15 protein-coding genes are annotated in these 15,134 nt (G+C 47.1%); 9 read left to right on the top strand and 6 right to left on the bottom strand.

Annotated features, from left to right (window positions below; genetic code table 11):
- The first annotated feature begins 44 nt into the window (after positions 1-44).
- The 3 genes from icd to C558_RS0109725 all read left to right on the top strand — a co-directional run bounded on the left by icd (position 45) and on the right by C558_RS0109725 (position 3,306).
- The gene (gene icd, locus C558_RS0109735) at positions 45-1,337 is read left to right on the top strand and encodes an NADP-dependent isocitrate dehydrogenase (RefSeq protein WP_018756073.1); all 1,293 of its coding nucleotides are present in this window, start codon (positions 45-47) and stop codon (positions 1,335-1,337) included.
- A 27-nt stretch (positions 1,338-1,364) separates the two neighbouring features.
- Complete coding sequence (gene mdh / locus C558_RS0109730) at positions 1,365-2,306, top strand: malate dehydrogenase (protein ID WP_018756072.1); 942 nt, start codon at positions 1,365-1,367, stop codon at positions 2,304-2,306.
- 127 nt (positions 2,307-2,433) lie between these two features.
- The gene (locus C558_RS0109725; RefSeq protein ID WP_018756071.1) at positions 2,434-3,306 is read left to right on the top strand and encodes an SDR family oxidoreductase; all 873 of its coding nucleotides are present in this window, start codon (positions 2,434-2,436) and stop codon (positions 3,304-3,306) included.
- 335 nt (positions 3,307-3,641) lie between these two features.
- Here the strand turns inward: C558_RS0109725 and yfbR are convergent, their stop codons facing one another.
- Positions 3,642-4,235: a 5'-deoxynucleotidase gene (gene yfbR / locus C558_RS0109720; protein ID WP_018756070.1), complete on the bottom strand. Its 594-nt coding sequence runs from the start codon at positions 4,233-4,235 to the stop codon at positions 3,642-3,644.
- A 193-nt stretch (positions 4,236-4,428) separates the two neighbouring features.
- Here yfbR and C558_RS0109715 point away from each other — a divergent pair, with 193 nt between their 5' ends.
- From C558_RS0109715 to C558_RS0109700, 4 genes are all read left to right on the top strand, one after another.
- Entirely contained in the window at positions 4,429-5,967 is a 1,539-nt protein-coding gene (locus tag C558_RS0109715; RefSeq protein WP_026263824.1) for a fumarate hydratase, read from the top strand.
- 8 nt (positions 5,968-5,975) lie between these two features.
- The gene (locus C558_RS0109710) at positions 5,976-6,971 is read left to right on the top strand and encodes a bile acid:sodium symporter family protein (protein WP_018756068.1); all 996 of its coding nucleotides are present in this window, start codon (positions 5,976-5,978) and stop codon (positions 6,969-6,971) included.
- Between the two features lie 27 nt (positions 6,972-6,998).
- Entirely contained in the window at positions 6,999-8,804 is a 1,806-nt protein-coding gene (gene pnpS, locus C558_RS0109705; RefSeq protein WP_018756067.1) for a two-component system histidine kinase PnpS, read from the top strand.
- A gap of 121 nt (positions 8,805-8,925) precedes the next feature.
- The gene (locus C558_RS0109700; RefSeq protein ID WP_018756066.1) at positions 8,926-9,651 is read left to right on the top strand and encodes a response regulator transcription factor; all 726 of its coding nucleotides are present in this window, start codon (positions 8,926-8,928) and stop codon (positions 9,649-9,651) included.
- Between the two features lie 26 nt (positions 9,652-9,677).
- Here the strand turns inward: C558_RS0109700 and C558_RS33730 are convergent, their stop codons facing one another.
- The 5 genes from C558_RS33730 to C558_RS33725 all read right to left on the bottom strand — a co-directional run bounded on the left by C558_RS33730 (position 9,678) and on the right by C558_RS33725 (position 12,808).
- Complete coding sequence (locus tag C558_RS33730; RefSeq protein ID WP_156826053.1) at positions 9,678-9,908, bottom strand: hypothetical protein; 231 nt, start codon at positions 9,906-9,908, stop codon at positions 9,678-9,680.
- Between the two features lie 250 nt (positions 9,909-10,158).
- A complete protein-coding gene (cydS, locus tag C558_RS35190; protein ID WP_018756065.1) occupies positions 10,159-10,260 on the bottom strand; it encodes a cytochrome bd oxidase small subunit CydS family protein in 102 nt (33 codons plus the stop codon).
- Between the two features lie 18 nt (positions 10,261-10,278).
- Positions 10,279-11,301: a cytochrome d ubiquinol oxidase subunit II gene (locus tag C558_RS0109690; RefSeq protein WP_018756064.1), complete on the bottom strand. Its 1,023-nt coding sequence runs from the start codon at positions 11,299-11,301 to the stop codon at positions 10,279-10,281.
- A gap of 3 nt (positions 11,302-11,304) precedes the next feature.
- Positions 11,305-12,648: a cytochrome ubiquinol oxidase subunit I gene (locus tag C558_RS0109685; protein ID WP_018756063.1), complete on the bottom strand. Its 1,344-nt coding sequence runs from the start codon at positions 12,646-12,648 to the stop codon at positions 11,305-11,307.
- A gap of 16 nt (positions 12,649-12,664) precedes the next feature.
- Complete coding sequence (locus tag C558_RS33725; RefSeq protein WP_169445341.1) at positions 12,665-12,808, bottom strand: hypothetical protein; 144 nt, start codon at positions 12,806-12,808, stop codon at positions 12,665-12,667.
- Positions 12,809-12,930: 122 nt separating this feature from the next.
- Between C558_RS33725 and C558_RS0109675 the strand changes: the two genes are divergently transcribed.
- Positions 12,931-14,019: a methyl-accepting chemotaxis protein gene (locus C558_RS0109675; RefSeq protein ID WP_018756061.1), complete on the top strand. Its 1,089-nt coding sequence runs from the start codon at positions 12,931-12,933 to the stop codon at positions 14,017-14,019.
- Positions 14,020-14,180: 161 nt separating this feature from the next.
- A complete protein-coding gene (locus C558_RS0109670; protein ID WP_018756060.1) occupies positions 14,181-15,128 on the top strand; it encodes a PstS family phosphate ABC transporter substrate-binding protein in 948 nt (315 codons plus the stop codon).
- Positions 15,129-15,134: the final 6 nt, after the last annotated feature.

Genomic DNA, 15,134 nt, shown 5'->3' with positions numbered 1-15,134 from the left:
ATTGATAGAAAGAATTTGTAAGAAGATGAAGGAGGATTTAATTCATGCAACTTGAGAAATTTGCTTTACCAACAGAAGGCGACAAAATTACAATCGATAACGGGAAACTTCAGGTTCCTAGCAACCCGATCATTCCGTTCATCGAAGGCGACGGCACAGGCCGTGATATCTGGAAAGCTTCCAAACGCGTGCTAGATGCAGCGGTAGAGAAAGCTTACAACGGCGACAAGAAAATCGCTTGGTACGAAGTGTTCGCAGGGGAGAAAGCATTCAATGCGTACGGCGAATGGTTGCCAAATGATACATTAACAGCAATTCGTGAATATATCGTAGCGATCAAAGGACCTCTTACAACGCCAATCGGCGGCGGTATTCGTTCCTTGAACGTGGCACTTCGTCAAGAACTAGATTTGTATACTTGCTTGCGTCCAGTTCGTTATTTCGACGGCGTACCTTCGCCGGTGAAACGTCCTGAGCTTGTAGACATGGTTATTTTCCGTGAGAATACAGAAGATATCTATGCTGGAATCGAGTATGCTTCCGGTTCCGCTGAAGTGAAGAAAATGCTTGAATTCTTGCAACAAGAAATGGGTGTGAAGAAAATTCGCTTCCCAGAGACTTCTGGTATTGGTATTAAGCCTGTATCCGAAGAGGGTTCCAAACGTTTGGTACGCGCTGCCGTAGAATATGCAATTAAACATGAACGTAAGAGTGTAACCCTTGTACATAAGGGGAACATCATGAAGTTCACAGAAGGCGCGTTCAAGAACTGGGGATATGAAGTGGCTGAGCAAGAGTTCGGCGATAAAGTATTCACATGGGATCAATATGATCGCATCAAAGCAGCTGACGGCGTAGACGCAGCGAACAAAGCACAAGCTGATGCGCTTGCAGCAGGTGCAATTCTTGTTAAAGACGCAATCGCGGACATCGCATTGCAGCAAGTATTGACGCGTCCAACAGATTTCGACGTGATCGCTACGCTCAACTTGAACGGTGACTACTTGTCCGATGCACTTGCAGCGCAAGTGGGCGGTATCGGTATCGCGCCAGGAGCGAACATCAACTATGTAACTGGACACGCGATCTTCGAAGCTACACATGGTACAGCTCCGAAATATGCAGACCTTGACGTAGTTAACCCAGGTTCTGTTATCCTTTCCGGCGTTATGCTTCTTGAGCATTTGGGCTGGCAGGAAGCGGCTGACCTCATCTACAAAGGGATGGCGACATCCATTAACAATAAGACAGTAACTTACGATTTTGCCCGCCTCATGGAAGGCGCTACAGAAGTGAAATGCTCTGCATTTGCAGATGAAATTATCAAAAACATGTAGTTACATTTAAGGGGGGCAATCGTAATCATGGCTATTCAACGTAAGAAAATTACCGTCGTTGGCGCAGGGTTTACAGGAGCAACTACAGCACTTATGCTTGCACAAAAAGAGCTTGGGGATGTTGTATTGCTTGATATTCCTCAACTTGAGAACCCAACGAAAGGCAAAGCGCTTGATATGTTGGAAGCTAGTCCAGTACAAGGCTTCGATAGCAACATCATCGGTACTTCCAATTACGAAGATACAGCAGATTCCGATATCGTGATCATAACGGCAGGGATTGCTCGCAAACCGGGCATGAGCCGTGATGACCTTGTGAACACAAACGCAGGTATCGTGAGATCGGTCTGTGAAAATATTAAAAAATATTGCCCAGATTCGATTGTCATCATCCTTAGTAACCCCGTTGACGCCATGACATTTGCAGCGTTCGAGACACTTGGTTTCCCTAAAAACCGTGTTATCGGTCAATCCGGTGTTCTGGATACAGCTCGCTATTGCACATTCATCGCGCAAGAACTCAATGTATCGGTCGAAGATGTTCGTGGTTTCGTACTTGGTGGCCACGGCGACGACATGGTACCACTCGTTCGTTACTCGAACGTAGGCGGTATTCCAATCGAGAAATTGATTGCAGCTGATCGAATTGAAGCAATCGTTCAACGTACACGCGTTGGTGGCGGCGAAATCGTGAACCTGCTCGGTAACGGCAGTGCATACTATGCACCAGCAGCTTCCTTGGTTCAAATGACTGAAGCGATCATCAAGGACAAGAAACGTATCATTCCAGTTATCGCATTGCTAGAAGGCGAATATGGCTATGACAACTTGTTCTTAGGTGTACCGACTATCCTTGGCGGTAACGGTATCGAGAAAATATTCGAACTTGAATTGACTGCAGATGAGAAAGCGGCGCTTGATAAATCGGCTGATTCCGTACGTAACGTAATCAAAGTCGTTCAAGGTTAATTCCATCTCCCATATATAATGAGGACCCCGAGACCATCACATGGTCTCGGGGTTTTTGCTATGTTGTTATAGGCCAGCCAATTCGGGGTAACCTACCAAGGAATATGTTAGTGTAGGAGGAACGAATATGCCACAAAGTCAGCCCAAGCAAAAAGCCATTAACCCGCCACAGCATCAGAATCAGCAGCCAGGCATTGAAGCAGAAATGACACCGCGACCTGCTTTTGAGGGCAAAAATTATAAACCAGCTGGGAAATTAGCAGGCAAGAAAGCGATCATATCCGGTGGAGATAGCGGGATTGGAAGAGCCGTTGCGATTGCTTTCGCAAAAGAAGGCGCGGATGTAGCCATTCTTTATCTTAATGAGGAGCAAGATGCACAAGAGACGAAGCAAGCCGTCGAGCAGCTCGGGCGGCAGTGTATTGCCATTAGTGGTGATATTGGGGAGGAGCATTTCTGTAAGACAGCCGTGAAGCAGGTGATTGATGCATGGGATCAGCTCGATATTGTTGTGAACAATGCTGCTGAGCAATATCCGCAGAAGTCACTATCCGATATTACGACGGCTCAGCTGCTACGAACCTTTAAGACGAATATTTTTGGTTATTTTCATTTGACGAAGATGGCTCTCCCTCATCTGAAGCAGGGCAGCAGCATCGTGAATACGGCATCGATTACGGCTTATAAAGGCAGTCCAGAGTTAATTGATTATTCAGCAACGAAGGGCGCGATTGTCTCCTTCACGCGTTCGCTCGCCGGTTCCTTAGTCGCACAGGGCATTCGTGTCAATGGTGTGGCACCTGGGCCGATCTGGACACCACTCATCCCTGCGAGCTTTGATGAACAGCAGGTTAGTACCTTTGGATCAGATACGCCAATGGGACGGCCAGGTCAACCGGAAGAGCTTGCTGCAAGCTATGTCTTCCTCGCAAGTGATGATGCATCCTATATCACTGGGCAAATGATTCATGTCAATGGCGGGGACATTGTGAACGGATAGGTCGCTCATATAATTGTGCGCAGTGCTATGTTGTTCTCGAATATACTGGTGGGTGGCTGCGCAATGTAACTCCGAGAAAGGTTGAACTTCCGGCCGCTGTTGTTTTCGGATTTCTTGAATGAATCGTCGACGGGGGAAATCCGAAAACAAAGGCGAACGTATTCACTCCTCCAGTTTCAACCTTCCTCTCCGTTGTTGCTTCGCAGCTTAAGCTGTAAATCCATCACAAAGGATCTCTGCTTCCAATCATGTTCGCTCCGCAGAGGAAAGAAATAGAACCGCGTTCCACATCGCTAATGGCTTGTGGAACGACGGTTCTTTTACTTTTTAAAAAATTATTCTGTCTCCGACAACTCATCCAATGTCTTCTCGAAGCTAGGCGCGAGATAGGACAGGAAGTAGTCGACCTCTGGCATCGCCAGTTCTTGAAGCTTCGCTTCGGTCTGGCGTTTCGCTTCAGCAAATTCCCGATTCCCTGCCGTGAGTTCGGTGACGCATTTGAGATAGGCGTCCAGCAAATCGGCCGCTTTAACATAAGCACGAAGCTCGGGATGTTGGTCGCTCTTGCTGTCGAGCAGTGACTCATATACAGGCAGCAGTGTGTTAGGAACCATACTAATTAATCGCTCTGAGGCAATATCTTCAATCTCACGGAAGTTCGCGAGAATTCGTGGGTTATGATGTTTGACAGGGGTAGGGATATCCCCAGTAAAGACTTCCGTCGCATCATGGAACAGTGCCATGGTGACGGCTTGATTGGTATCCACTTGCTGGTTGAACTCTCTATTGCCAATCGTGCAGAGCATATGCGTCAGCAAGGCGACATGATAAGAATGCTCAGCGACATTCTCGGGCATGACATTGCGCATAAGACTCCATCGTTCAATATAGCGAAGCCTATACATATAGGCTGAGAAATGCTTCTCCATCCATTTGGGCTCCTTTATCCATTTTCGTATACTCCTATCATAGTCGATCTGGGTCAGCTTCGAAATGGTTATTTTAAACAACAATTTACATCCATTGGACATGAAAGCGTTTATAGATCCAGCTAGCTATGCTATGATAGTAGCGATGGTTAAAATAGGATCTCGTGAATCATGAGAGGGGAAAATGGACAACATGCAGCAGTTTGAAGAGAGCGTCTATCAGTTGATTGTAGAGACTTCGACGAATTTGCCGGCGGATGTACGGCGTGCAGTGAAGAGAGCGCGTGAGGCGGAAGATCAGGCGACCCGTGCAGGGATTGCGCTATCGACAATCGCTCAGAATATTGAGATGGCGGAATGTAACGTGTCTCCGATTTGCCAAGACACCGGGATGCCGACATTTATCGTTCATACCCCCGTTGGGGCCAACCAAATCGTAATGAAGCAGCAAATCAAAAGTGCCATTCAACGTGCGACGAAGAACGGCAAACTGCGTCCCAACTCTGTGAACTCATTAACAGGTGCGAACTCCGGTGATAATATCGGTCCTGGTGTGCCGGTCATTCATTTCGAGCAATGGGAACGGGATGATATTGATGTACGCCTTATACTCAAAGGCGGCGGCTGCGAGAACAAAAATATCCAATATAGTCTGCCAACCGAACTCGAAGGGCTCGGCAAAGCGGGACGCGATCTTGATGGGATTCGCAAATGTATTATGCATGCCGTCTATCAAGCGCAAGGCCAAGGCTGTAGCGCAGGGTTTATCGGCGTTGGAATCGGTGGAGATCGGACAACGGGATATGAACTGGCGAAGCAGCAATTGTTCCGTCATGTCGATGATGTGAACGAGGTTGAAGATCTGGCGAAGCTTGAAGAATATATTTTGGAGAATGCGAACAAATTAGGGATCGGAACGATGGGCTTCGGCGGACAAGTATCGCTGCTGGGCTGTAAAGTCGGCGTGATGGATCGTCTTCCAGCAAGCTTCTTCGTATCCGTGGCATACAACTGTTGGGCTTACCGCAGACAAGGGGTATTGCTTAACGCAGATAATGGTGAAATTCAAGAATGGATCTATGAGCAAGGTACAGAAGTGACGATGAACGACGCTGCTGAAGAAGAGGTTCGTGAAGTTGAACCGACGGAACGCCGTGAAGTTGTACTCACAACGCCGATTACAGAAGAGCAAATTCGCTCCCTTCGCGTTGGAGATGTTGTTGTAATTAATGGGGAAATGCACACGGGCCGAGATGCGCTTCATAAATATTTGATGGATCACGATGCACCGATTGATTTGAATGGTGCGGTGATCTACCACTGCGGACCTGTCATGCTGAAGGATGAGGACGGCTGGCATGTGAAGGCTGCTGGACCGACGACGAGCATTCGTGAGGAACCTTACCAAGGCGATATTATTAAGAAGTTCGGAATCCGTGCGGTTATCGGTAAAGGCGGCATGGGTGCAAAGACGCTCGCGGCACTGCAAGAACATGGTGCAGTCTATCTGAATGCTATCGGCGGCGCAGCGCAATACTATGCGCAATGCCTGAACAAGGTAAATGGTGTGGACTTTATGGAGTTCGGTATACCAGAGGCGATGTGGCATTTGCAGGTTGAAGGGTTTGCAGCGATTGTAACGATGGATTCCCATGGTAACAGTTTGCATGCAGATGTTGAGCAAGACTCTTTAACGAAATTATCTCAATTCAAAGACCCAGTGTTCAAATAGGATCTGCTATGCGGTCCTTTGGCATACAGTTCAGTCAATTTGTTGATAAATACATGTTCCTACTGACCCCGGGTGCTTTATTGCTGGGGTTTCTTTTTGGTCCATTGCTGCAGCCGGCTATTGGCGCTATCCCATATCTCTTCGGATATTCGACGTTCGTGATGGCGATGGGATGCGGTGTGGGACATGTGAGACAGGTATTCCGTAAACCAGGCATAATGTTGTTGACATTAGGGTTAGCTCATCTGCTGTCACCGATAATTGCCTATTTGCTCGGTTCGGCTGTATTCGGTGCGCATTCACCATATGTCGTTGGCATGGTGTTGTTCACGGTGATTCCGCTTGGCGTCTCTTCCGTCATATGGGTAGGTCTGTCGCAAGGGAGTGTGCCGCTAATCTTAGCCTTGGTCGTACTTGATTCAGCGTTAAGTCCGTTGGTTGTCCCTCATTCGATCGAGTGGATGTTCGGCCAGATGGTGTCGATCGATACGGGGGGTGTCATGCTGGATTTAATCTGGATCGTTGTTCTCCCTACAGTGATTGGTGTCGCTGTGCATGAATTATCGAAGGGGCATGCCAAGACGCAGACAGCGCCGTTCATGCTTCCGACTTCCAAGCTGGCTTTTCTGGCGGTGATTCTATTGAACGCTTCAGCGATAGCACCGTACGTAAAGGATTTATCACAGGATATGATGAAGCTCGTGCCAATGGTTATTCTATTAGTAGCCAGTTGTTATGGGGTCGGAGCTGTTGGTTCACGATGGTTAATGAAGGAAATCCTCGATCCCGCGCTTCAGGTTACAGTTGCGTATGCCACAGGTATGCGGAATATCTCGCTGGGGATTGTGATTGCCATGGGTTATTTTACGCCACAAGCATCGATTCCGGTCGTCCTGTCCATTCTAATCCAGCAGCCGATGGCAACTGCTTTTCATGCGCTTCATAAAATCTTAACATTACGACGTCTAGCCAAAAAAGGCATGTCTCGGTACGATAAGAGGTAAACCATAATAACAGATAGGATGCGTGTGATGAAAAAATTCAAAGTTCGACTAACGGTGATCATGATCGTCCTTATTGGTTTATCGATGGCTGCTTCCGGCTTTTATATGGTGCAGATGTTCAAGAAGTCGCATATCGAGGCTTTGGAAGATAATATGACCCGGGAAATAAAAATTGTTGATGCGACCTATCATTGGAATCAAATTCAAGCGATGGATCCGGAAGCAATGATTCAATTGACGGAGGCGGCTCATCTACTCAGCAAATCCGCAGGTGCACGGGTAACGTTCATTCGTGAGGATGGCAAAGTATTAGGTGACTCGGACCATGATCCGACGTCGATGGATAACCATTTGGACCGACTTGAAGTGATGAATGCGAAGACGAAGGGATTTGGCAGTGAAATTCGCTACAGCAATACGCTGGGCGAGAACATGTTATATGTTGCGTTACCAGTGAAGAATAAGCCTTATTTCGAAGGTTATATTCGCCTTGCGATGAGCATTAAAGATGTAGAGGCGAGTATTCGTGCCTTATGGATCTATCTAACCGTGGGTCTAGCGATCATGTTTGTCCTTGCAGGGATCATCAGTTATCGCATTGCCCATAATCTTACTCGTCCGATTGAGAAAATAACACGCGTCGCGCACCAAATTTCACATATGAATTACCGTACGCGTGTCGATGTGAAAAATGTCGATGAAATTGAGCAGCTTGGCTCGGCGATTAATGCGATGGCGGATAGTCTGCAAGTTCAGATGAATCTGATTCGTGAGAATGAGAACCGATTGAAAAATGTACTCGAGCATATGATTAACGGCATTGTCATGGTTGATCCTACAGGCAAAATCGTGCTCGTCAACCAGATGGCCGAGAATATTCTAGGTAAAGAAACGGGATATTTGCTGGGGCATCGGTATACCGAAGTGAAGCAGCAGTATGAATTGACGAAGATGATCGCCGAAGGACTTGAGAAGCGTGAAATGATGCGTGACGAAGTGACGGTTTATTTTCCCGAGGAACGATTGTTAGAGATTGATGTCGTCCCGATGATCTGGGAAGAAGATTTCGGCGGCATTCTGGTGTTGATGCAGGATTTATCGGCCATTCGGCGGTTGGAGCGGATGCGCAGCGAGTTTGTCGCGAATGTATCCCATGAGCTAAAAACACCGATTGCAGCGGTCAAAGGGTTCGCGGAAACCTTGCTGAGCGGAGCTGTAAATGATCCTGCGACAGCGAACTCCTTCTTACAGATTATTTATGATGAGAGTGAACGCTTGAATCGGTTAATAGGCGATATTCTAGAGTTGTCCAAAATTGAATCGAAACGTGTACCGCTGCAATTCTCTCCTGTAGAGCTGCAAAGCTTCGTCGAATCAACGGTTGATGTGCTTCGAACAGAAGCGTCGAAGAAACACATTGATCTATATGTCCAGGTTCCTGAACATCTCTATGCAGAAGCGGATGAAGATCGGCTGCGCCAGATCATCTTGAATCTGGTATCGAATGGGATTTCCTATACACCAGAGGGTGGTCAGGTGAAGGTGATTTTGGAGCCGGTTGATTTGAACGCAGCAGGCGATTATGAACGGATTCGATTCACGATCTCCGATACTGGCATTGGGATTCCGAAATCGGATCTGCCGAGGATCTTCGAGCGGTTCTATCGGGTGGACAAAGCAAGATCACGCAGTTCAGGTGGTACAGGGCTTGGCCTCTCGATTGTAAAGCATCTGGTTGATTCCCATGATGGTACCATTACGGTGGACAGCGAGATTGGAGTAGGTACTCGGTTCGTCATTGAAATTCCTGTTGTTCAAGAGCATGCATTTTAGTAAGTGAATTCGTAAATATTAATTTCGATTTACAAAACATTTACACTCCGTTAACATAATCATGGTATGATGAATGAGGCGAATAGACCGGTAAGAGCTTGACGAGGAGGTTGCGACTCACATGCCGCAAAAAATATTAATTATCGAGGACGAGCCGACCTTAGCTCGATTACTCTCATATAACTTGTCGCAAGATGGATATGAAATTACGGTTATTGATCATGGCACGGAGGGATTACAGGCAGCCCTTCAGAAAATGTACGATTTGATTATTCTTGATATTATGCTGCCAGGCATGAACGGGTTTGAGATTTTGAGTCGAATCCGGCAATCCGGTATGCGGACGCCAATTATTATTCTGACAGCGCGTAATGCGGAAGAAGAAGTCGTACAAGGCTTGAAGCATGGTGCCGATGACTATATTACGAAGCCATTCGGCGTGGCGGAGCTGCTTGCAAGAGTCTCGGCTGTACTGCGTAGAACTTCTGGCGATGATACTTCGTTAACCCAAACCGCTTCCAAGGAGAATGTGATTCATGCCGGAGAGCTCCTGATCTATCCGGAGAAATATGAAGTCGTGCTGCATGGCGAAGCCATTCCACTACGTCCGAAAGAATTCGAAGTGCTGCTCTATTTGGTCCAGCGACCAGGTATGGTCATCACGCGCGATGACTTGATGAACGTCGTCTGGGGATTCGATTACATTGGCGGACAACGAACCGTCGATGTCCATGTGAGTTCGCTACGGAAGAAGCTGGAGATGAATCAACAATCCGTGCAGATCGACTCCATTCGGGGGGTAGGTTACAAGCTTGTGATGAACAAGAAGGTAAGCGCGCCGCGTTAATGTGACTAATAAATAGCGCCCAACGTTTAAATTAACGTTGGGCGTTTTTTTATTGTAGGAGGGGTAGCGGTGGCAAATAACTGCAAAAAAGCAGTTAATTCGCCCGCAGTGATCGAAAATGGCTCAAATAACTGCCCAAAAGCAGTTAATTCGCCTGCAATGAGCGAAAGCGGACCAAATAGCTGTAAAAAAGCAGTTAATTCGCTCTCAGTGAACGAACGTGGCTCAAATAACTGCCCAAAAGCAGTTAATTTCACCTGCAATGAGCGAAAGCGGACCAAATAGCTGCAAATAAACAGTTAATTTGGCCACAGCGAGTGAAATCGACTCAATTAACTACAAAAAAGCAGTTAATTCGCTCGCAGTGATCGAAAGTGGCTCAAATAACTGCAAAAAAGCAGTTAATTTGCCTGCACAGTGAGCGAAAGCGGATGGGGTCCCCACATACCTATCCCACCCCTCTAAACGCGCAATCGTAATGCCCTCCTCCAACTAGCTATAGTCCTTTCAAGCCTGATCCTCTTTCACGATCGTTCCCCACCAGAACAGCACCGCAACAGCGAGAATAATAATGATAAACGGTGCAACGAACAACAGGAATACTTCCATAGGCAGTGAACCTCCGTGTTATTTTTTACTGAGCTTGCCTCGAACATAGTGCGCATCGAATAGGAACAAGCGCAGCAGCAAGTACAAGGAAGGAACCAGAACGAGTAGTCCGAGTAGGAAAACAATGACGAGCGCGAGGGCCATCGATTTGTTGGTAAAGTGTTCGTGCAGCGTTAGATAAGGAACCAAGATGTACGGCAGATGCGATTTGCCATACCCGAAGAAGGCGAACCCGAACTGAAGCATGACCATGACGAAGGATACCTGAAGCCGTCTCCGCTTCCACACGAGATACACAGCAATGGCGTAACAGATGAACGATGCGATAAAGAACCAGGCATTATCGACCATTTTGTTGAAATGCTCCAGGTTATGACGCTGAATCGAGAAGAATACCCAGAAGCTGCAGAGAATGGTTGGTACGGACCAGAACAGCGCATAACGCCGCAATATTTCTAAGGCTTCCTTGTCTTTGGCCTTGCCGGCATAGTACGACAAGAACATGGCGGAGATGTACAATACGCTAACGATGGCTAACACAACGACTGACCACGAATATCCACTCGTAAACAGCGCGTGGTAATCCAGGGAGACGACACCGTTGTTCTCGTGAATATATCCACCTTCAGACAACGTCAGCACAATGGACAATGACGCTGGAATCAGCAATCCACTAACCCCGTAGAGGAACATATAGAATTTATTGTTGCGGTTCCCATACTGGCTGTAGACATAGTAGACCCCTCGAATGGCCAAGAGAACAATCGCAATACTGCCAGGGACGAGTAGGGACGTACCATAGTAATACGCCGTCTCTGGAAAAAAGCCGATGATGCCGACGAAGAAGAAGACGAGGAAGACATTCGTCACTTCCCACACAGGGGCGAGATACCGTTCAACGATCGGGTGGATGCGATGCCTTTTCCCCGTGATAAGACTGAAGAAGCTATAGAAGCCAGCTCCAAAATCGATGGATGCAACGATGAGGTACCCATATAGAAAAATCCACAATACGGTAATCCCCAAGATTTCATAACTCATACGCTAGACCTCCTCCTTCAATTCTTCTTCCGCCGGATGATGCTTGAACATTCTCCGCAGGACATAAGCACTGCTCACACCGAGAACAAGATATAATGCGACAAAGACCCAGAGCATAAGATCAACTTGTCCAGATTTGGTCGCTCCTTCTACTGTTTTCATGAATCCAACGAGTATCCAAGGCTGTCTACCGACTTCGGTATAGATCCACCCCGCTTCAATCGAGATGACCGACAGTGGGGCGCCGACAATGATAAGCGATAGCAACAGCTTGTTCAGCGGTTTGGCTGGTTCTACTGATTTGCGCCGTCTTCGAATCGCAATGACGAACCAGAGACCAATAAATAACAGCAGCATACCAATGGAAACCATCAGATCGAACATGTAGTGGATCCAGAGCGGCGGTTGAAGATCTTTGGGTGTCTCATTCAATCCCTGGACTTCGGCGCTTGGCAGCCCGTGCGCCAGAATGCTTAAAGCAAAAGGAATTTTGAGCGCATAGTGCACCTTGTTCTGACTATCGAGGACACCGCCAACAATGAGCGGGGCGTAACGTTCCGTCTCGAAATGCCATTCTCCTGCTGCGAGCTTCTCAGGCTGATAGGCTGCGAGATATTTTCCGGACAAATCTCCGATAAGAATCGTCGCAAGAGAGAAGATGATCCCTGCCACCATCGTGATCTTGAGTGCTTTTCGATAATAGACATGGTTCTTGCCCTTAAGTAAAGCCATCGCCGCCATAGCACCGAGGATGAACGAAGCTGTGACATAGGCCGTAGCGAGTACATGTGCGGCTTTGGTCGGCATGGACGCTGTGAACATCGCAAGGAATGGCTGAACATCGGTCAGCTTCCCCGTGTCTGAGATATTGAACCCTCGAGGGGTGTTCATGAACGCATTCACGCAAGTAATGAAGAAGGCTGATCCCGATGAACCGATGACGACGGGGATTAGCAGCATGAAATGTTGGATTGGATTCTTGAATCGATTCCATGTGTATAAATAGATCCCAAGGAAGATCGCTTCGATAAAGAAGGCGAACGTCTCCATGAAGAGCGGCAGTGCAATCGACTGTCCCGCGACGAGCATGAAGCTTGGCCACAATAGACTTAGTTGTAGTCCAATCGCCGTTCCTGTGACGACACCTACCGCGACGGTAATGGTATAACCGCGTGCCCAACGTCTTGCGAGTAATAGATAATGAGGATCCTTGCGCTTGATGCCCATCCATTCCGCGAGCGCAATGAGCATAGGGACGCCCACACCGATGGTGGCATAGATAATGTGAAATCCAAGCGTGATGGATGTTAGCATCCGACTGTATACGACGGGATCATAGTGACTCATGTGAACCGCGCCTCCTTTATAAGAACCATTTCATCAACATCCGTGTTAAAGCGAGCAGCATAATGATCGCTACGACGAGACAGAGTTTGATGAGACGTTGTTCTTGTTTGTGTATGGTATTGGTTGATTTGTGCTGCGTCACCTTTGCACCTCTGTTCAAATTCGAAATAAGCTTCGGTCGTAATTTGCCCAAATTTTACACTTTTAGTACAAAGTGCAGCTCTTGATTTAATAGTTGGATGGTAAATTGATTAGCAAAAGCAAAGAATGCGAGGAACAGCGATGTCAAAAGCACTAATGATTCACAAATTTATTACTGTACCTAGCGTAATCTCGCCGAATCAGCCATGTCGTGAAGTCGTCCAGATGATCCATCGCGGAATTGATAGCGAATGCCTTGTCGTATGTCATGAGATCACCAATGAACCTGTGGGGCTTGTGATGAAGGATCGCTTCTTCCGTTTTCTAGGGAAAAAATACGGTGCAGATCTGTATTATGAGAAACCGATCACGCAGATCATGGACCCCAATCCGTTGATCGTGGATATACATATAAGGCCGCAAGAGATGATTGATATGGCGTTAAATCGTGAGGAAAAACATATGTACGACTGCGTTATCGTGACGAACCAGGGACAATTCATTGGGGTTCTGACGGTGGGGGTACTGCTCCACATCGCACGGATGCAGCAGCAGCAATCGATCCAAGATCAGCTTGGGATTGCACATCGTATGGAGGAGAGAATCGAGCAGATTCATGCTTCGGTTGAGGAAGTAGCAAGTGCAGCGGATCAAGGGATGAGGCAATCCGAGGACATGGTGCATTTGACGCTTCAAGGCAAGAGTGAACTTGATAAAGTATCGCTACTCTTCAATAATTTTGCCCTGCAGGCGGAAAGGCAAGAGAGACAGATTGATGAATTGCAGCAAAAGACAAGCTCGGTATCACAGATTTCTCATTTTATCCGTGAAATTGCAGAGAAGAGTAATCTGTTGGCTGTCAATGCAGCGATAGAAGCGGCGAGAGCCGGGGAACATGGGAAAGGCTTCTCTGTTGTTGCAGCGGAGGTTCGGAAGTTAGCAGACGAGACGAAGCGTTCGGCACTTGCGATTACGGAAATGATCGAGCAGATCGCGCAAGCGGTAACGAGCACGGTGCGTGATGTCCAGAGCGGACGGGAAGAGACGGCCAATAGCGCCATGCTCGTTACTGGGGCGAAGGACCTATTCGAACGGTTATCTCACGCCGCAGAAGAGAATCGCCTGCAAGCATCGGATATTCGCCATCAATCGGTCATTGCAGATAAGAAGACATCCGAAGTGACGAGTTCGCTCTCTCAGATCGTTGAGCAGTTGCAGAAGACAAGCTAGCACCCGTCGTTTTACGAAATCTTAATAAAAACTCAAAATTTACAATCCGTTAACAAACTCTATCAATAGCCTTAACATTCGAATCTTATGATACAGCTATAGAAGTTAATCAATCAACTAGAGGAGTGGTAGAATTGCTACACAAAAATAAAAAAAGTTACATGATGTTAGTCATGTTGTTAATCGTTGCCGTTGCACTTGCAGCATGCGGTGGAGGTAAGAAAGATGAAGCAGGAAAAGGCACAACGGATACAGGCACTGGAGCAGCATTATCCGGTACGATTGAAATTGATGGTTCAAGTACAGTTTTCCCATTAACAGAAGCAGCAGCAGAGGAATTCGGTAAAGAAAATGCAGGTGTTCGCGTATCGGTGGGTACAGCAGGTACAGGCGGCGGATTCAAACGCTTCGTCAAAGGTGAAATTGCGATGAGCAATGCATCTCGTCCGATTAAAGATAAAGAAGCTGAAGAAGCAAAGGCAGCGGGTATTGATTATAAAGAGTTGGAAGTCGCATACGATGGTCTGTCCATTGTTGTGAACAAAGAGAATACTTGGGTCGACAAGTTGACACTTGATGAGTTGAAGAAAATCTACGGACCTGAAGCGACCGCGAAGACTTGGGCGGATGTACGCGCTGGCTGGCCAGCAGAGCCGATCAAAATTTACTCGCCAGGATCTGAGCATGGAACTTTCGATTACTTCACAGAAGTGATTAACGGTAAAGCACAAGAAAGCCGTAACGACAAGCAAATTACATTCGCAGCAGATACGAACTCGATTGTGTCTGGTGTTGAAGGCGACAAAGCTTCCATCGGATACTTCGGATTCTCCTTCTATGAAGAGAACCAAGATAAGTTGAAGTTAGTCCCTATCGATAACGGAACGGCTGTTGTATCACCATCGGCAGAGACGATCAAAGATAATTCTTATTCGCCACTTTCCCGTCCGCTCTATGTATACCTGAACACAAAAGCATTGGAAAAACCAGAAGTAAAAGCTTTCACAGAATACTATTTGAAAAATGTAGCTAACTTCGCGCAAGAAGTAGGATTCATTGCTCTTCCGCAAGAGAAATACGACGAGCAAATTGCGTCGCTTAACAAGTAGAACGAT

This window comes from Paenibacillus terrigena DSM 21567 (genome assembly GCF_000374845.1).
Classification (GTDB): domain Bacteria; phylum Bacillota; class Bacilli; order Paenibacillales; family Paenibacillaceae; genus Paenibacillus_K; species Paenibacillus_K terrigena.
The sequence above is the reverse complement of the archived record's forward strand: the minus strand, read 5'-3'. Positions and strand labels throughout refer to the sequence as shown.